Genomic DNA, 17,793 nt, shown 5'->3' with positions numbered 1-17,793 from the left:
GCCCTCGCCATCGCTTAATTGAATCGTTATAGTGCCCAGGATAACCGCACATGAAATTACTTTATCAGACCGGAATTTTAATCGTTCTCACGGGGTTAAGCTCTTTGACCTATGCCGCCGAGGTGACGGAACCACACGACGGCGATCGCGTGCTGTTCATGGGCGATACCAGTTTCGAGCGCGAGGGTGATTACGGACACATCGAAGCTCACTTTACCGCCGCGTTTCCGGATCGAACCCTCACCTTTCGTAACCTTTCCTGGTCGGCGGACACTCCGCTCGGCCGCAGCAAGGCAAGTTTTGATTGGAACAAACCGGAGTCCGAGTGGCTCAAACGGGTGAAAGAACAGGTGGCTCTGGTGAAACCCACGGTGGCCTTCCTGAGCTACGGAATGACCGCCGCGCTTGAACTGCAGGAAACCCGACCCGAAGCGCAAGCCGCCAAGTTGGAGAAATTCAAAGCCGACCTCGGCCGCTTGATGGACACCATCGAAGCCACCACTCCACAACCGGTGCGGTTTGTTCTGCTGGGGCCGACGCCGCACGGAGATCACGAAGGCTGTTCCCCATTGTGTCGCGAAGCGGCCCAGGCTTGTTTGACCTCATGCAATGACGCCATCGCTGCGGTCGCTGCCGCGCGCCACGCGGATTTCCAATCGCTGCTCGATTGGTCGGCGGGAACTTTTTTTTCACGCCCACCGGCGGCAACCCTGGACGGAGTCACCTTGACCGAATCCGGTTATGCCAGTCTGGCGGCTTATCTGCAGCGCCAACTTTTTCCGTCCCGCAAGGTCGCCACGGGAAAACCCTACGAACTCCTGCGCGCCGCGATCCGCAAAAAGAACGAACTGTTCTTTCACCGCTGGCGTCCCGCCAACTGGACCTACCTCTTCGGCTTTCGCAAACATGAACAGGGGCAAAACGCCCGCGAGATTCCCGAGTTTGATCCACTCATTGCCGCATGGGAAACCCGCATTGGCGGATTGCGGAATTTGAAACACCAAGACGCGGCCAGAGTGGCTGAAGCACAACAGAAACTATTGGAGCCGGCCCGCGAGCATCGCGATCCCAATTATCGCCAACAAACGCTGCCCACTTTTGAAATCGCGGACGGATTCGAGGTGACGCTCTGGGCCGAGGACCCGCTGCTCTACAAACCCATCCAAATGAATTGGGACGCGCAGGGACGGCTATGGATCGCCAGCTCACGCGTCTATCCGCAAATTGCGCCCGGGCAGGATGCCGAGGACGCCATCATCGTGCTGGAAGACACCGACGGCGACGGCAAAGCGGACAAGTCCACGGTCTTTGCGGACGGACTGCTCATCCCCACCGGAGTGGTGCCGGATAATGCCGGCGGCTGTTACGTGGCTGCCAGTCATCAATTGCTCCACTTTGCGGATCGAAATCAAGACGGCAAAGCGGATGAAAGAACCATCGTCCTCTCCAGCTTCGGCACCGAGGATACGCATCACAACCTCCACACGCTGCGCTGGGGTTACGACGGCCATCTTTACCTGCAACAATCGCTCTACACTCATTCTCATCTTGAAACGCCCTACGGAGTGCGCCGCCTCAACAGCGGCGGCATCTGGCGCTTTAATCCGGACAATTGGCGGCTCGAGGTTTTTCTCAAAGGCCCATGCAATCCGTGGGGGCATCATTGGGACCAATTCGGTAATGATTTTTTTACCGATGGCGCGGGACTTAAAGGCATCTACCACGCGATGGAAGGCGCGACTTATTTCACCTACAGCGATATGCGCCGCGAGGCGGACAGCGTTACGCCCGGAGCGTGGCCAAAGTTTTGCAGTCTTGAAATGATTCGCGGCAGCGGTTTCCCAGCCGATTGGCAGGGCGACGCGATCACCTGTGATTTTCGCGCCCATCGCGTCGTCCGCTTCAAACTCAACGAAAACGGCTCGACTTTTCACGGCAAGGAAATGCCTGATTTGCTGCGCTCGACCAATGTCACCTTCCGCCCGATTGATTTGCGCATGGGTCCGGACGGCGCGCTCTATGTTGCCGATTGGTCCAATCCCATCATTCAACATGGCGAAGTGGATTTTCGCGATCCACGCCGCGACCACGAACACGGTCGGATCTGGCGCGTGGCGGCGAAAAACAGTCGCCCAACACCGCGCGCCAATCTCGCCAAACTCCCGCTCGAATCGCTGCTTGATCTCACCCTGTCGGACAACGGTTGGACGCAGGAGCAAGCCCGCCGCCTCGGCGCGTTAAAACTCAAGGACACCAAACCCGACACGGCAAAACGGAAAGTTGCGAAATGGTTGGCCGGACAAAGTGAACCGCGCGCCCAACTCGAAGCGCTTTGGCTCACGGAAGCTTTGGGAGGGACGGACGCATCACTGGTGCAAACCGTCGCCACGGCCAGCGACGCAAACTTTCGCGCCGCCGCCGCGCGGTTCCTGGCGAACCATCCCGCCACGGCGAACGCCACCAATCAGCTCGCTCAACTCATCAATGATCCCTCCCCGCGCGTCCGCGTCGAAGCGCTGCGAGCGCTCGCACACGTTCCAACCGCGCGATCCGCTGAACTCGCTCTCAGTGTGTTAAATCAGTCCATGGACGCCACGCTGGATTACGCGCTCTGGCTGACCATCAACGATCTGGCGGAGCCGTGGATCGCCGCCCTGCAAAGCGGCGAGTGGCAACCGGAAGGTCGCGAGAAGCAGCTCGAATTCGGTTTGCAAGCGCTCCGCCCGGAACAAACCAGTCGCGTACTTGAACAACTGCTCGCCTCGCGTCCGTTGACCAAAGATGGCAGCGGCCCTTGGATTGAGATCATTGGCACCGCGGGCACGCCCAAGGAACTGCGACAACTTTTCGATCAGGTTTTGCACCACGGTTTTGATGCGGCCGCCGCCACGCGCGCCTTGCAGGCTCTGAGTGAAGCCGCCCGGTTGCGTGAACAGAAGCCCCGCGGCGACCTGACTGAAATTCACACGCTGTTGGAGGATCCAAACGCGAACATTCAACTGGCCGCGCTCAAACTCGGGAGTGAGTGGAAAGCCTGGGGTGGGCAGGAAAACAAACTGAGCGTATTGGCAAGTCAACCCGACACCACGCCGGCCCAACGCGCGGCCGCTTTCAACGCGCTGCGGCAACTGGGCCAGTCCGCCACCGCAACCTTGATTTCTTTGACCGAGGAAAATCAGAACGAAGTCGTGCGCCGCGAGGCCGTAACCGCCCTGGCCACCATCAGCCTGGACGCCGCCCTGCCGCGCGCCATGGCCATTGCAAAAACCATTTCGGACGAAGCCACCGCGCTTGAACTTTGGCGCGCGATTTTAGCCAGCAAAGGCGCGGAAGCCGCCTTGCGGACCGCGCTGCCGGAAACCGGTTTGTCACCGGTGGCAGCCTCGGCCGGCATGAAGGTCGCCCGCGAAGGTGGTCGCAACGATGTGGAACTGGTCGCCGCGTTTGCCAAAGCGGGCGGATTGAATGTTGACACGACCACGCTGACGGCGGAAGCCATTCACGAACTCGCGAGCCGAGCCATGGCTCAAGGTAATCCGCAGCGGGGCGAATTGATTTATCGCCGTCAGGACCTCGCGTGCCTGACCTGTCATGCCATCGGCGGTGCGGGGGGCCGGGTCGGTCCGGATCTGACCAGCATCGGGGCCAGTGCGCCGGTGGATTACCTCGTTGAATCGCTCGTGCTGCCAAGCGCCAAAATCAAGGAGGGATACGCTTCGGTGAACATTGACACCGACGACGGGCAAAGCCTCACCGGCACGCTGGCGGGCGAAACTCCGGACGAAGTGATCTTGCGCAATTTGCAGAATGCCGAAGTGCGAATCGCGAAACGCAACATTGAGCATCGCCAGAACGGAACGATTTCGCTGATGCCCAGCGGATTACTCGACACCCTGACTGCCGCTGAACAAGCGGACTTGATCGCGTTTCTCGCCCAACTGGGCAAGCCCGGCGAATTTGACGCGAGTCAGGGTGGCGTGGCGCGGCGCTGGTGGATTTATCCGGTGCTCCCGATGGACCAGCAAAACAACCAAAGCGGGCGCATGTGGACCGCGCCGTTGACGGATAAAATGTGGCAGCCGGTTTACACGTTGGTGAAGGGTCAGTTGAATCGTGACACGTTGGCGGCGGCCAACCAGGAGCGGAGTTGGGCCGGTTTGTTGGAAGTGGTGGCGGCGGTTGATTTGACCCTGCCGCAAGCCGGGAAAGTGACGTTCAATCTTCAAACCACTTCGGGCGACCTGTGGGTGGATTCACGCCTGATCGGCGGTCCCGGCGAATCCGCCGCGGACTTGAGCGCGGGAGTGCATCGAGTGTTGGTTCGCATCAATCCGCAGAAGCTGCCCGAGTCGCTTTCACTGCGCGCCTCGGACGGCACGTTCAGTCTGAACTAGGCGCGCGCTCACTTCACCACCATGCTGGTAAAGGGCGCGACGTAGGCTTGCAACAACACCAACAGCCCCATCAAAATCGCCAGCACCAGGCTGTGGATAAACACGAAGCGGAGAATCTTCCCTTCGTGACCGAACCAATTCGTGGCGGTGCTGGCCACGACGATGCTTTGCGCATCCACCATTTTCCCCATCACCCCGCCGGCGCTGTTGGCCGCGCCCATCAGAATCGCGCTCACCCCCGTCTGCTCGGCAGTGATGCGTTGCAAACTGCCGAAGAGCACGTTGGACGCGGTATCGGAACCGGTCAGCGCCACGCCCAACCAGCCGAGCAACGTGCCAAAAAATGGGTACAAGACACCAGTACGCGCCAGGGCCAATCCGAGGGTGGCGTCCGTGCCGGAATACTTCGTGACATTGCCCAACGCGAGCATGGCCGCGATGGTGAGGAGGGAAAAACGGATATGCCAAAACGTGCGGCCGTACTGCCAAACCAACCGGCGCGGCGAGTAGCCCATCAATAAACCGGATAAAATGGCGGCGACCAAGATGCCCGTGCCCGTGGCTGACCCGAGATTCAAATTGAAGATCGCCGCCTCGGGTTTGGCGTCCGGTGGCGCGACCGGCGGCACCCGCGAGACCACCTGATGCAACCCCGGCACGGCAAACTTGAAGGGGGCCACCCGATCCAGAAATGTTTTCACCTGGGGCGTGCCCCAAAGCAACAACAGCATGGTCAGAATGACCCACGGCAACCACGCCCGCACCACCGCCCGACGCGGCACGGACGCCGCTGCCTCCGGCGGCGCGGTCCCTTCCGGCGTCGGCAGGCGCATGATTTCCTTTGGCCGCCAAACCCGTAACCACCCAACCGTCGCGCCAATGGAACACGCGCCGGAAATGATGTCCACCAGCCACGGCCCGTGAAAGTTGGAAACCAGAAATTGCGGTACGGCGAAGGAAACACCAGCCACCAAGGCGGCCGGCCAAACCGCCCACATGCCCCGCCAACCGGCGAAGGCGGCCACAATCCAAAACGGAATAATCAGCGAGAAGAACGGCAACTGCCGACCGATCATGGCCGAAACCAGTCTGGCATCCAGACCGGAGACGGCTTCCAATGTGGTGATGGGAATACCCAGCGAACCGAACGCCACCGGCGCGGTGTTGGCAATCAACGCCAGGCCCGAGGCCTGCAACGGTTTGAAACCAAGCTGAATCAGAATCGCGCCCGTAATGGCTACCGGCGTGCCGAAGCCCGCCATGCCTTCGATGAAGGCGCCGAAAGAAAACGCGATGAGAATCAGTTGAATGCGTGGATCGGGCGCAATCCGCGCCAGACTGTTTCGCAACGTGGCAAACAACCCGCGCTCCACCGTGAGTTGATACAAAAAAATGACGTTGAGAATAATCCAGCCGATGGGAAACAAACCAAACGCGGCGCCATACAGCGTCGTTGCGCCCGCCGCCACGGCTGGCATTCGATACACGAACAACGCGATCAGCAACGCCACCACCAAGCCGCCCAATGCCGCCAGATGCACACGGATTCGCCACCAGGCAATCGCGGATAACAACACCACAACCGGCAGCGCCGCCACGATGGTGGATAAAAAAGTATTTCCGAGTGGATCGTAATTCTGGAGCCAACTCATGGCGAACGCCGCCTAAAAAACCCAAATTATCCAGCCTCGTCCAGTACTCATTCGGGCCAGTCGCCAGCCGCGCTGCCGGCGCTGGCTGGGAACTACCGGGAACATTTGCGGGGGGGGGACCGCCGGGAAAGCGCGCTGGCGCGTCAGGATTTGGCCGTTTCCAACTCGCGTTCAGTCTTCAAGCGCAACTGTCCGCAGGCCGCGTCAATGTCGTGGCCCTTTTCCCGGCGCAACGTGCAAACCACTTTTTGCGCCTTGAGCAGCAGTAGAAATTTCTCGCAAACCGAATCGGAAGGACGCTGCCAGGACAAGCCCTCGACGGTGTTGTAAGGAATCAAATTCACCTTGGCTTTGAGCCGTCGGGCCAGCGCGGCCAATGGCTTCACTTGATCCAAAGCGTCGTTCACTCCAGCGATGAGAATGTATTCAAAAGTAATCATCCGCCCGCGCTTGGCCTGATAATAGTCGAGCGCGGCGACCAGTTCCTGGAGCGGATACTTGCGATTCACCGGCATGATCTGGCCGCGCACGGCGTCCGTGGCGCCATGCAGGGAGACGGCGAGGGAAAACTGTTCCGGCTCGTCGGCAAACTGCCGGATCTGCGGCGCGAGGCCGCTGGTGGACACAGTGATCTTGCGCGCGCCGATCCGTCCGCCCCACGGTGAATTCAACAATCGCAGCGCTTTCATCAGTTGATCGTAATTGGCAAATGGTTCGCCCATGCCCATCACGACAATGTTGTCCACGGCCCGCTCGCTGGGGAATGCGCGTCCGGGATTGCGGGGGGACAATATCGCTGGTGGCGCTTCAACGGCAACTGATCCTGACGTGACGGCGGGCGCGGCAACCGCCTCGTCCGCGCAGTATCGTTCCACGCCTAAAACCTGCTCCACCATTTCGTGCGGCAGCAAATTCCGCTTCCAGCCTTTCAAACCGCTCGCGCAGAATTTGCAACCGTGCGCGCAGCCAACCTGCGTGGAAAGACATAGCGTGTGGCGATCACTCGCCGCGCCATAGAGCGAGGGATTCGCCGGAATCAAAACGCTCTCGATCAAAGCGTGATCCGCCAGCCGCCACAAAAATTTCTGCGTGGTGTCGCGGCTGCCCTGCTTTCGCACCAGCGTCAGCGTCTGCAAAGTGTACTCCCGCTGCAACTGCTCGCGGAGCGCCTTGGGCAGATTGCTCATTGCCTCGAACGAGGTGGCCCGCTTGACGTAAAGCCAGTCCATGACCTGCTTCACGCGGTAGCCGGGTAGCGCCCAGGCGGCGAACTGCGCTTCCAGTTCGTCCCGGGTCAGAGATTTAATATCCGTGGGCATCAATTTTCAGTGGCCACCCCACCCGCCGTTTGCGTTGAAACCTGAGACGCAATCACGCTGGCGCATATTTTTCATTTGGAACGGATGATTCCGCAGCCTCAACTCCGGCCACCTCTCGAACGCTTATCGCGGCCCGCAGCGGACGGTCAACCAGCCTTTCAGTCTTATTTGGTCAGGTAGTATTTTTCCGTGTAATCACGCACCATCCGGTCCGTGCTGAACTGCACCACCAATGTGGCCATCGCGTTGCGGATCTTTTGCAACCACCGATGCGGAATGCCGTTCTCGTCGCGATCGAAGAACGTCGGAATCACCTGCTCGGTCAGCGTTTGGTACAGGTTGGCGCTATCCTGACGATCCTGCTGGTTGACATCGGAAGGATTCGAGTCCGCGCCGATGGCGAAGCCGTTTTCGCCATTATACCCCTCGCGCCACCAGCCATCGAGAATGCTGAAATTCAAGCACCCCTGACAAACCGCCTTCATGCCGCTCGTGCCCGACGCCTCCAGAGGCCGCCGCGGATTGTTCAACCAGATGTCGCAGCCGGAGACCATTTGCCGCGCCACATGCACATCGTAATTCTCAATGAAGACCAGCCGGCCCTTCAGATCGCTGTACCTGCTGAGGTGAATGATCTTTTGAATGAACGCTTTCCCCGCGTCATCGCGTGGATGCGCCTTGCCCGCGAAGACGAACTGAATCGGGCGCTTCACATCGCGCGTCAGTTTCACGATGTTATCGAACTGCTCAAAAATCAGCGGCGCGCGTTTGTAGGTTGCGAAGCGGCGCGCAAAACCGATGGTCAACGCGTCCGGATTGAGCAAGGAATCGAACGCAATGAAATCCTCATGCGTCACGCGTTGCGCCTGCAATAACAAGCGGCGGCGGGTGAATTCCAAGAGCTCGCGCCGCAGTTTGTAACGCAGCGCCCACAACTCCTCATCGCTGACAAAATCCGGATCGGCCACCTTCTTCCAAAAATCCAGGGAATTGATTTCACGCGCCCAATCGTGACCGGCCTTGGCTTTCCAAAAGCGCGTCGTGCCGCCGCCCGCCACGGGTTCCGGATGGATCAGCCGTTGCCGCCAGAATTTGCGCACCGTGCCTTTCATCCAACCAGCCACGTGAACGCCATTGGTAATATGCCCGATCGGCACCTGATCCACCGACCGATTCGGATAGAGGCAATGCCACATCTCGCGGCTCACCTGCCCGTGCAGTTCGCTGACCGCGTTGGCGGCGCGGGAAATTTTCAGCGCCAGCACCGTCATGCAAAACGGCTCGCGCGGATCCTCGGGCTTCACGCGGCCCAACCCCATGAACTGCTCGTGCGACAACTTGATCTGATCCCCGAGCGTGTGCGCGGCGTAGGCGACCAGTTCGGAATTGAACCGGTCATGCCCCGCTTCCACCGGCGTGTGCGTCGTGAAAATACATTCCCGGGACGAAGCGTTTAATGCCGCGGCATATTCCAGGCCCGCCGCCATTTTTTCCCGGATCAATTCCACGGTCAGAAACGCCGCGTGTCCCTCGTTCATGTGGAAGGTCGAGGGCGCGATATTCAAAGCGCGCAGCAAGCGCACGCCGCCCACGCCCAAAATGATTTCCTGCATGATGCGCGTGGTGCTGTCGCCGCCATAAACCCGCCGGGTCAGATCGCGGAAATGCTGTTCGTTATCCGGATGATCCGCGTCCAGCAATAAAATCGGCACCCGCCCGACGTTCACCCGCCACGCGTAGAGCTTCACATCCGACAACGCAATGCGGACCTGGATGACCACCCGCTGACCCTTCGCGTCCAACACGGGCTCCATCGGCAGATTCTCGGGGTTCAACCGGGAATAATACTCCGTCTGCCAGTTGTTATGATCAATCGCCTGTTGGAAATAGCCCTCGCGATAGAACAGACTGATCCCCACAAACCCGATGTCCAGATCGCTCGCGGACTTGGTATGATCGCCCGCCAACATGCCCAGCCCCCCGGCGGCGATCGGCATGGTCTCGTGCAGCCCGAACTCCGCGGAGAAATAAGCCACCGGATGCTCATGTAACGCCGGAGCGTACTTGCGACCCCAGGTGTATTTTTCGTTCAGGTAATCCTCAAAATCCTTCAACACGTAACGAACGTTGTTGGCGAACGTCGGGTCCTGCAGACGCACGCGCAGTTCGTAATCCGAAACCTCCTTCAAAATGGCGACGGCATTGTGATACAGCGTCGTCCAACCGCGCGGTGAAAGTTCCTGGAACAATTCCTGGGCTTCCTGGTCCCAGGTCCACCACAGGTTGCGGGCCATTTTATGCAGGCCCTGGACGAGATTTGTTATTTCAGTTTGCGGAATTGGTTTCGTAGCCATAAGAAGCGATCCATTATCGGTATCTACCCAGTCAGAACCTTAGTCGTCTCATGCGGCTCGCGTAAATAAAAAACTCCACGCCCGGCGACTTACCCCGAATCCTTAGCCGGAACGATGCAGTTGAAAAAGTGAGCGCCGTTTGGCGAGCTTGGATTTATGCAAAAAACTCTGGCTCGACCGCCTCAACCGGAGGCGCACCAAACGGTGCGCCTGAACCTTGACCCCAAAGACGCCACTTCGTCCATTCGCATTTCCTGCACCGATCAGCGACTGACCGCTCACGGAGGCATGATCGTGTGGTCGCATTTCCGGCATCAAAAACGCTTCCGCCACCAGTTGCGCGCCGTCTTGCCGCCCGCCCCCACCAGTCCCCATGCCTATGATCCGACCGACGTGGCGTCGGGTTATGTGGGCGGCATTCTGTGCGGCGCGGACCAACTCTCGCGCGTGGCGTGGTGGCAGAGTGATCCGGCCATCGTGCAGGTCTTGGGCATTGAAGCGGTGGCCAGTCAATCCACCTTGAGCCGCTTCTTTGATGCGTTCCGTCAGGGCCGTTGGAGGTGCAGGAAGTGGAACTGGAGCCGCCGGGACGGAGATTGATCGTGGTTCGCCAACGCCTCAGCCAACGGCCCGAGGCGGGCGGCAAGACGTTGTTCGAGGTCGAAGGGTATCGTTTTCAAGCCCTGATGGCCAACGCGCTGGCGTGAAAATGACACCCGCAAATGGACAAGGGATACACGAGTAACGAGGCAAGATGAACTATCGTGGTGCGAAAAGACCACGCTCTGGCCCGACTGAATCGGGACCTGGCGGAGAGCTGGAGTGTTTGCATGTGACGCGCGGTGACGAATAACCTTCGGTCCAAGCTTTCTGCCGCAACTGTAGGCCCGCTTTCCCAAGCTTTCCAGATGGTTTTAGGGTTGGGATATTGTCCCGGAGGGATGTTTGAAAATAGCCCGGCGTTGAAACGCCGGGCTACTATCAGTAATCCCTTCGGGATTCCGTGTCAGGCTGGGGGGCGTTACCGAAATGAGCGAAGCCAGGTTTGCCGTGGCGCTGGCGAACGGCGCGGCAGCGTCTTGGACTGCGGCAGCCCTCTGCCGCTTTCCCAGCGCGAGCCTGCGGAGCAAAAGCGGTAGAGGGCCACCGCACTCCATGACCTCGCGGTTTTTCGCGCCGCAGCCGGGTTGGCCCAGGCCGACTTTGGTTACAGGCTTGCTCGGTAGAAACCTTTCATTAACACCCTGCTTTAGCGGGGTGTTAATGGCGGCGGAGCTTGGAAAAACCGTTTCAAACGGTTTTTCTGGTCGGCACCTCGTCCGCCACCGCGTTGAAACGCGGTGTTAATGAGAAGGTTTCTACCGAGCATTCCAGGTTCTATAGCGGTTTAATTAAAGTTGTAGCCGTGGCACCGAACGAGTGTAACCCCATGAAGGTGGGGTCCGGATGGGGAATGGCGACTCTGTCCGCGAGGTTTTGGACTGCGGCAGTCTTCTGTCGCTTTGGAATCATCGGCCCGCGATCGGAAAGCGGCAGAAGACTGCCGCAGTCCAGGAACGCTGTCGCGGAAATGCTCGTCCCAAACCAAGAGCGATCGTCCGTTTGACCTCAACGCATGGCTTGAGGTTGGAAGACCCGCTGCGTCATGTCGGCGGCTATAGGAATACTTAAAATGCGCTAAATCTCAAGTGCGGCGGCCTGGCAGCAACAGGATTACCGCGCTGGAATCTGTTCCGCCAGTTCCTCCGCTGGATAGGTCCAGATTTCCGCAAGGGTCGGATGATAGTGCGGCGTGGCCGCAAATTCCCGCACCGTCATGCGCTTGGCCATGGCCACGATTACTTCGTGAATCAGCTCGCCACCCGACGGCCCGACACAACAACCGCCGAGGATTTCCCCGGTCTTGGGATGCGCCAGCAGTTTCACAAAACCATCCAGCGCCTCCATGATGAGCGATTTGCCGTGGTCATTAAATGGATAGCTGGCGACGCGGAAGGGAATGTTGCGCGCGATCGCTTCGGTCTCGGTCAGTCCGACGAATGCCACCTGCGGATCGGTGAACACCACGCTGGTGAGCAGGCGATAATCCATCGTGCGTGGGCGACGCGCGTTCACGATGTTGTGCGCCGCCGTTTCCCCCTGCTGAATGGCAATGTGAACAATCTCATGCGGTCCGGTGCAATCGCCGGCCACGTAGATGTGCGGGGCGCCGGTTTGTTGTCGGGTGTTGGCGATAATGCGTCCGTTTTTCGTTTTGACGCCCGCCTGTTCCAAGCCCAGCGTGGCCGTGTTGGGGGAGCGCCCCAGCGCCAGCAAAATTTCCGCCGCCGCCACGCGCCGCCGTTTTCCGGCCTGCTCAAATTCAATCACCTTCAACCGGCCCTGCCGGGTGGCGCGCAACAGCTTGGTGTTCGTGAACAGTTTGATGCCTTCCCGACGGAAAGCGGTTTCGATGGCGGCGCTCGCGTCCGGATCGAACTGCTTCAGAATGTGCGGGCTGCGTTGGATTTGCGTCACGGTCACGTCAAAGCGCGCGAAGAATTGCGCCAGTTCGCACGCCGTCGCACCACCGCCCAGGACGATCAGCGATGGAGGCAGTTTGGTTTGCGACAACGCTTGGTCGCTGGTGAGGTAGCCCACCATTTCGAGATCGGCCAATGGTGGCGGCGCGACGATGGATCCGGTGCCGATGATGAAATATCGGGCCGTGAGACGGCGCGATTTCCTCTCACTGGGCCGGACGGCCACGCTCTCCCCATCGGATGGGGAGAGGGACGGGGTGAGGGGATTTAGTGCCAGCGTATGCGCGTCAAGAAATCTGGCGTTGGCGCGGATGAATTTGAATTTGCCGCGTTCCAGTTGTTGCCGACGGTACCCGGCGAAATCCGCAACCATCGCCGTCTTGCGCGCCATGACTTTTTTGTAATCGAAATCAATCCGTCCGGGGCGCAGCCCCCACGTGGCGCCGTGGCGCGCCAGATGCCGCACTTCCGCCGCGTAGAGCAACGCCTTGCTGGGCATGCAGCCGCGCAGGATACAAAGCCCGCCAACTTCGCGACCGCCCTCAATCAGCGCGGTTTTCAATCCGGCCGCCGTGGTGGTTCGCGCGGCGGCAAATCCCGCGCTGCCCGCGCCGAGGATGGCGACATCGAAATCAAACTTGATTTTCATTGCGGATCATTTTCAACCATGAAGCACACGAAAGCGAAACAGAAAACCATGACGACGCAACGTAGCGGACGCGCGAACGCGGTCAATTTGGCATCCGGGAGTGGACCGGAAGCAACTCACTAAAAAACAAGAGAAGATTCAGCAGGGAAATCTTTTGAGCGCCGGAGGCGCGGTAGAAGGTAGCCCCCAGCGTGAGCTGCGGGTGCTGGGCGGAGAAATCATCAGCCTCGGCAGGGGCAATAGAAAATCGGCGGCGCACACCTGAATCGGTCGCCCCTCCGGGGTTTGCTCCAAGCTCGTCGCTTTCCCCCGATTGACGCCGCAGGCTACCGGCTCTCGCTGCTCCGCAGCTTTGGCGGCTGCGAGCGGTTTTAGTAAACCACTTTGTTGAGTGGATACTCGATGATGCCCTCGGCGCCGGCGGCTTTAAGCGCCGGAATCATTTCCCGCACGACGTGTTGATCAATGATGGTTTCCACCGCCACCCAGCCTTTCAGACTGAGCTGGGAGATGGTGGGCATCCGCAGCGCCGGCAGTTTTTTGAGCAACGCCGCCAGATCTTTCTCGCGGAGGTTCATTTTGAGTCCCACCTTGGCCTCGGCATCCAGCGCGCCCTTGAGCAGCATGGTCATCGTTTGGATTTTCTCGCGCTTCCACGGGTCCTTCCAACTGGCGCGATTCACGATAAAGCGCGGGGTGGAACTGAGCAGCTCGTCCACAATGCGCAGGTTGTTGGCGCGCAGCGATGATCCCGTTTCCGTCACCTCCACAATTGCGTCCACCAGTTCGTGCGCCTTCACTTCCGTGGCGCCCCAGGAAAATTCCACGTCCGCTTTGACTCCGTGCTTTTTCAGGTAACGCTTGGTCAGATTGACCACCTCCGTGGCGATGCGTTTGCCCTGCAAATCCCGCACCGATTTGACCGGTGAATGTTCCGGCACGCACAACACCCAGCGCGCTGGCCGCCGGGAAACCTTGCTGAACAAAAATTCGCCCACCTCATGCACTTTCGAGCCGTTCTCCACGACCCAATCGTGTCCGGTGATGCCGCAATCCAGGTAGCCGTGCTCGACGTAGCGGCTGATCTCCTGCGCGCGGATCAGCCGGATTTCCATCTCGGGATCATCCACGTAAGGCAGGTAGGAACGGCTGCTCACGGAAATGTTCCAACCAGCCTTGGCCATCTTTTGAATGGTGGCCTCCTGCAAACTGCCCTTGGGTAACCCGAACCGAAGCATCTTCTTGCTGCTCATAACCATCAATGTTTTCCAGCATAGTGAAACGGCGGCGGGAAACACGATGATTTTTTCGGCGGATCGCAAAATCACCATGCCGGCAGAGGGTTTGGTCCCGAGCGGCGCGGGGGCGGGCTAAACCACTTCGCTCGCTGATAAAGTGGTCGCGCTGGACGGCAAGACCGTGCGGCGCGCGCTCAACCAGGGCGAGGACCCGCGGGTGATCGTCAGTGCCTGGGCCACCGAAAGCGGCCTGCGGTTGGGCCAACGCAAAGTTAAAAACAAGCGCAACGAAATCACCGCCATGCCCGAATTACTGCGGGCGCTGGAACTGGCCAGGTGCATCGTCACCGCCGACGCGCGGCACTGCCAGAAAAACATGGCCAAGGAAATCATCGCAGCGGATGCCGACTACGTACGCGCCCCAGTTTGCGCGCGCAGTGCGCGGACACTGGGGCGTAGAGAACAGCCTGCACTGGGTGCTCGACGTGGTGTTTGGGGAAGATCAGAGCCGCGCCCGGAGCGGGCACGCCGCCGAGAATCTGGCCGCTACGCGGCGACTGGCGGTGAACCTGTTGCGGCGGGACAAGACTTGCAAACGCAGTATCAAAGGGAAGCTGATGCGTGCTGCCATTGACCCCGATTACCTTAAACGCATCCTCACAAGCTGATATGCGTCAGCCCTGAAGTGCCGTGGAAGTCCCCTTGCGAGGCCACAGTTTCCGCCTTATTCTGACTGCGCTTTGAAACCGCCATTTATCAACGTCGAAGAGCAGATTGACCGTTTTGTGGGTCGGCGCACAGTCACGCCCGAGGCGTGGACTGCGGGGATGAAGTTGCAGGTGTTGGGGTCTGAGTTGCATCGGACGTTCAAACATCGCTGGGCGCGCAAAGGCGTTTATCGGTTCAAAACTCATGAGGAAGCGGACGCATGGATGATCAAGATGCAAGCGCGGGCCACCCTCCCGAAAATCTAGTCAGTCGCCCGCCCGTTCAAGCGGATCTGGCAAAACTCTGCCAGGAGTTGAACCAGCGCGGCGCAAAATATGTGGTCGTCGGCGGTTTCGCCATCATCTCCGCCGGCTTGGCTCGTCTCACCACCGATGTGGACCTGATGGTAGCGGTGGATCGGGAAAATGAGGCGAAGGTTTATGCCGCGCTCGCCACGCTGCCGGATAACGCGGTTCGGGAACTGCAACCCGGCGAACTTCAGCAATATAATGTCATCCGCGTGGCTGACGAGATTCTGGTGGATTTGATGCGGTCCGCGGGAGGAATTGACTACGCCGAGGCGGCCAAGGATGTCGTCATTCGCGAAGTGGACGGCGTGCCGATTCCGTTTGCTTCGCCGCGCCTGCTGTGGCGCATGAAAGCCGTGACGCATCGGGAAAAGGACGCCGCCGATCTGGTGTTCTTACGCCACTGGTTCGCCGAGCGCGGCGAAACGCCACCTGCGGTCTAACTCCGATTCAAAGAATGTTCGCGGCCAGTTCGGCCAGTTCGGAACGCTCGCCTTTTTGCAGTTCCACATGGGCGGCAACCGATTGCGGACGGAATTTACTCACGATGTAGTTGAACCCGTTCGAGGAGCTGTCCACGTAAGGGTTGTCAATCTGATACGGGTCGCCAGTGAAGACGATCTTCGTGCCGTTGCCGACGCGGGTGACGATGGTTTTCACTTCGAGCGGCGTGAGGTTTTGCGCCTCGTCAATGATCATGAACTGGTTCGCGATGCTGCGCCCGCGAATGTAACTCAACGCTTCCACCACGATGCTGCCACTGCGCATCAAATCGCCGCCGCGACGATGGTCGTGGCCCATGTTGAGATCGCTCAACATTTCGAGCGCGTCATGAATCGGCTGCATCCACGGCGCGAGTTTTTCCTCCAGCGAACCCGGCAGGAAGCCAAGCTCCTTGCCCATGGAGATGGTGGGACGCGCCACCACCACGCGGCGAAATTCACGATCCTGCACCGTGCGTTTCAAACCGGCCGCCATCGCGAGCAAGGTTTTGCCGGTGCCGGCTTTGCCCATGAGCGTGACGAGTTTTACCCGATCATCCAACAGCGCGTCGAAGGCGTAATGTTGTTCACGATTCCGCGGTTTGATGCCCCAAACCCCATCCCGCACGTCGAGGATCGGAATGAGCCGGTCGCCGGTGGCGTTCACCTTGGTCAAAGCGCACTTCTTCGGATTGGTTTCGTCCACCAACGTGCAGTACTCATTGGGGAAATACATTTTACCGTCGTGAACTTCCAGCTCGCCGTGGGCGCGGAACGTCGCCAGTTTTTGCGGGCTGACCTGAATCTGGATCATGCCGGTGTACAGGTCCTTGATATGAACGCGATCCGTTTCGTAATCCTCGGCGTCCAATCCCAACGCATCAGCTTTGATGCGCAGGTTGATGTCTTTCGAGACCAGAATGGTTTTATGTTTCGGCTCGGCTTTTTGCAGCGTTTTGGCAATCGCCAGGATTTTATTATCCACGCTCTTGGAGCCGCCCAGGCCCTTACTGCTCCCGTTGCCGTTGGTCAAACTGCGTTTCTGCATCGCAATCCGCAATTTGCCGCCGTTGGGCAGTTTCACGCCGTCGCTCAAACTGCCCTGACCGCGATACGCATCCAACAAGCGGGAAACCGCACGGGCATTCTGACCCAGTTCCGAGGACTCGCGTTTGAACCGGTCAATTTCCTCGATGACTTCGATGGGAATCAGAACGTGGTGCTCGCGGAAGTTCAGCAAGGAGTTCGGGTCGTGGAGCAGGACGTTGGTGTCGAGAATGTAGTTCTTCACATGACGAATTGAGTCAGCCGGGCGGCGGTGATCCGGCGGTACCACTGATGCAGTTGCGGCAACGCCGCCGGCCAGGTGTAGTGGCCGGAATAGAAAAAGTTGTTCATCAGACCCAGCAGATCGAAGTCCACAAAGCTGGGGCGTTCCCGCAGGAGAAACGGACGATGCGCCGCCATGCGCTCGAACGGCGTCAGTTTCGCCACCAATTCGGCCCGCAGAGACGCGCGTTGCGCGCGCCAGGCGTCTATACAACCACGACCAAACTTGCGTTCTTTATGGCGAAGAAACGGAAGTTGGTCCGCTTGAGCCACAAACTCGCGATAGTAAATGTCGTTCAGCTTGAACGTCAGGCTTTCGATTTCCCCTTCGAGGTATTGCCAGAGGATGATCTGCTCGCCTTCACGTTCACGCGGAAACAAGTTCAGTTTGAATTTCCGATCCAGATATTTGCCGAGGACCTGGGAGGTCTCGCTGGTCTCAAAAACCACGCGCGATCCATCGCGCAGAATCGGAACGCCGTAATAGCGGGCTTGGGTAAGTTTCCAGATGCGCGACCGGTCGCCAATGCGTTTGAGGTTGGTGGTTTGGAAACGAACTCCGGCAAACCGCAGAATGTGGCGCTGCACCAGGCAATACGGACTCCACGGAAACTGAATCAACTCGATCATCTCAAAACCACGTTACGTCAGACATCGGCAACATGTTGGGCGGCGCTACATCCGGTGACAAGCGGAACTTTCGTTGCTGATGGGAAAGACTGGGGACATCGTGACCCCCCGGTGGTAAAGCTCGAGGTGTTGAGCACCCGACGCGAAATGGAACTGCTGCGCCTCCGTCGCCAAGGTCACCATGTCCCCAGATTCTCCCATTAATAAT

At 59.1% G+C, this 17,793-nt stretch carries 12 protein-coding genes and 1 pseudogene; 6 read left to right on the top strand and 7 right to left on the bottom strand.

What is annotated here, in order from left to right; all coding sequences use genetic code 11:
• The first annotated feature begins 50 nt into the window (after nt 1-50).
• On the top strand, nt 51-4,394 hold the full coding sequence (locus M9920_10160; protein MCO5052655.1) for a c-type cytochrome: 4,344 nt from the start codon (nt 51-53) through the stop codon (nt 4,392-4,394).
• Between the two features lie 8 nt (nt 4,395-4,402).
• Here M9920_10160 and M9920_10155 read toward each other — a convergent pair whose 3' ends face one another.
• The 3 genes from M9920_10155 to glgP all read right to left on the bottom strand — a co-directional run bounded on the left by M9920_10155 (nt 4,403) and on the right by glgP (nt 9,719).
• The gene (locus tag M9920_10155; protein MCO5052654.1) at nt 4,403-6,046 is read right to left on the bottom strand and encodes an L-lactate permease; all 1,644 of its coding nucleotides are present in this window, start codon (nt 6,044-6,046) and stop codon (nt 4,403-4,405) included.
• Nucleotides 6,047-6,189: 143 nt separating this feature from the next.
• Nucleotides 6,190-7,365: a 23S rRNA (adenine(2503)-C(2))-methyltransferase RlmN gene (locus M9920_10150; GenBank protein MCO5052653.1), complete on the bottom strand. Its 1,176-nt coding sequence runs from the start codon at nt 7,363-7,365 to the stop codon at nt 6,190-6,192.
• 164 nt (nt 7,366-7,529) lie between these two features.
• Nucleotides 7,530-9,719: an alpha-glucan family phosphorylase gene (gene glgP / locus M9920_10145; protein MCO5052652.1), complete on the bottom strand. Its 2,190-nt coding sequence runs from the start codon at nt 9,717-9,719 to the stop codon at nt 7,530-7,532.
• Nucleotides 9,720-9,875: 156 nt separating this feature from the next.
• Between glgP and M9920_10140 the strand changes: the two genes are divergently transcribed.
• Nucleotides 9,876-10,319 carry a transposase gene (locus tag M9920_10140; GenBank protein MCO5052651.1) on the top strand — a complete coding sequence of 148 codons (444 nt, stop codon included), beginning with the start codon at nt 9,876-9,878 and terminating at the stop codon, nt 10,317-10,319.
• A 1,113-nt stretch (nt 10,320-11,432) separates the two neighbouring features.
• Here M9920_10140 and M9920_10135 read toward each other — a convergent pair.
• Nucleotides 11,433-12,890, bottom strand: a complete 1,458-nt coding sequence (locus M9920_10135) for an NAD(P)/FAD-dependent oxidoreductase (protein MCO5052650.1) — start codon at nt 12,888-12,890, stop codon at nt 11,433-11,435.
• A gap of 371 nt (nt 12,891-13,261) precedes the next feature.
• Entirely contained in the window at nt 13,262-14,143 is an 882-nt protein-coding gene (gene hisG, locus M9920_10130; GenBank protein MCO5052649.1) for an ATP phosphoribosyltransferase, read from the bottom strand.
• Between the two features lie 166 nt (nt 14,144-14,309).
• On the opposite strand from hisG, the pseudogene M9920_10125 reads away from it, so the two are divergent.
• The 4 genes and pseudogenes from M9920_10125 (at nt 14,310) to M9920_10110 (ending at nt 15,587) form a co-directional block, all read left to right on the top strand.
• Nucleotides 14,310-14,591 (top strand): annotated as a pseudogene (locus M9920_10125) (ISAs1 family transposase).
• Nucleotides 14,530-14,796, top strand: coding sequence for an ISAs1 family transposase (locus M9920_10120; GenBank protein ID MCO5052648.1), 267 nt, complete (start codon nt 14,530-14,532; stop codon nt 14,794-14,796). The pseudogene M9920_10125 and the gene M9920_10120 overlap by 62 nt, the downstream one beginning before the upstream one ends.
• A gap of 72 nt (nt 14,797-14,868) precedes the next feature.
• A complete protein-coding gene (locus tag M9920_10115) occupies nt 14,869-15,102 on the top strand; it encodes a hypothetical protein (GenBank protein ID MCO5052647.1) in 234 nt (77 codons plus the stop codon).
• Nucleotides 15,057-15,587 carry a nucleotidyltransferase gene (locus tag M9920_10110; protein MCO5052646.1) on the top strand — a complete coding sequence of 177 codons (531 nt, stop codon included), beginning with the start codon at nt 15,057-15,059 and terminating at the stop codon, nt 15,585-15,587. The genes M9920_10115 and M9920_10110 overlap by 46 nt, the downstream gene beginning before the upstream one ends.
• A 7-nt stretch (nt 15,588-15,594) precedes the next feature.
• Here M9920_10110 and M9920_10105 read toward each other — a convergent pair whose 3' ends face one another.
• Both M9920_10105 and M9920_10100 read right to left on the bottom strand, forming a co-directional pair.
• Nucleotides 15,595-16,917: a PhoH family protein gene (locus tag M9920_10105; protein ID MCO5052645.1), complete on the bottom strand. Its 1,323-nt coding sequence runs from the start codon at nt 16,915-16,917 to the stop codon at nt 15,595-15,597.
• Entirely contained in the window at nt 16,914-17,585 is a 672-nt protein-coding gene (locus tag M9920_10100; protein MCO5052644.1) for a glutathione S-transferase, read from the bottom strand. Before M9920_10100 ends, M9920_10105 begins: the two co-directional genes overlap by 4 nt.
• Nucleotides 17,586-17,793 lie beyond the last annotated feature (208 nt).

It is taken from the genome of Verrucomicrobiia bacterium (genome assembly GCA_023953615.1).
Lineage (GTDB): Bacteria > Verrucomicrobiota > Verrucomicrobiia > Limisphaerales > JADLHS01 > JADLHS01.
This window is presented reverse-complemented; position numbering and strand designations above follow the sequence as displayed.

Excerpts from the sequence above, each read along its gene's own strand:
- M9920_10150 (MCO5052653.1), bottom strand. The coding sequence starts at position 7,365 with ATGCCCACGGATATTAAATCTCTGACCCGGGACGAACTGGAAGCGCAG.
- M9920_10140 (MCO5052651.1), top strand. The coding sequence starts at position 9,876 with ATGCAAAAAACTCTGGCTCGACCGCCTCAACCGGAGGCGCACCAAACG.
- M9920_10100 (MCO5052644.1), bottom strand. The coding sequence starts at position 17,585 with ATGATCGAGTTGATTCAGTTTCCGTGGAGTCCGTATTGCCTGGTGCAG.
- M9920_10135 (MCO5052650.1), bottom strand. The coding sequence starts at position 12,890 with ATGAAAATCAAGTTTGATTTCGATGTCGCCATCCTCGGCGCGGGCAGC.
- M9920_10160 (MCO5052655.1), top strand. The coding sequence starts at position 51 with ATGAAATTACTTTATCAGACCGGAATTTTAATCGTTCTCACGGGGTTA.
- hisG (MCO5052649.1), bottom strand. The coding sequence starts at position 14,143 with ATGAGCAGCAAGAAGATGCTTCGGTTCGGGTTACCCAAGGGCAGTTTG.
- M9920_10110 (MCO5052646.1), top strand. The coding sequence starts at position 15,057 with ATGGATGATCAAGATGCAAGCGCGGGCCACCCTCCCGAAAATCTAGTC.
- M9920_10120 (MCO5052648.1), top strand. The coding sequence starts at position 14,530 with ATGCCGACTACGTACGCGCCCCAGTTTGCGCGCGCAGTGCGCGGACAC.
- M9920_10155 (MCO5052654.1), bottom strand. The coding sequence starts at position 6,046 with ATGAGTTGGCTCCAGAATTACGATCCACTCGGAAATACTTTTTTATCC.
- glgP (MCO5052652.1), bottom strand. The coding sequence starts at position 9,719 with ATGGCTACGAAACCAATTCCGCAAACTGAAATAACAAATCTCGTCCAG.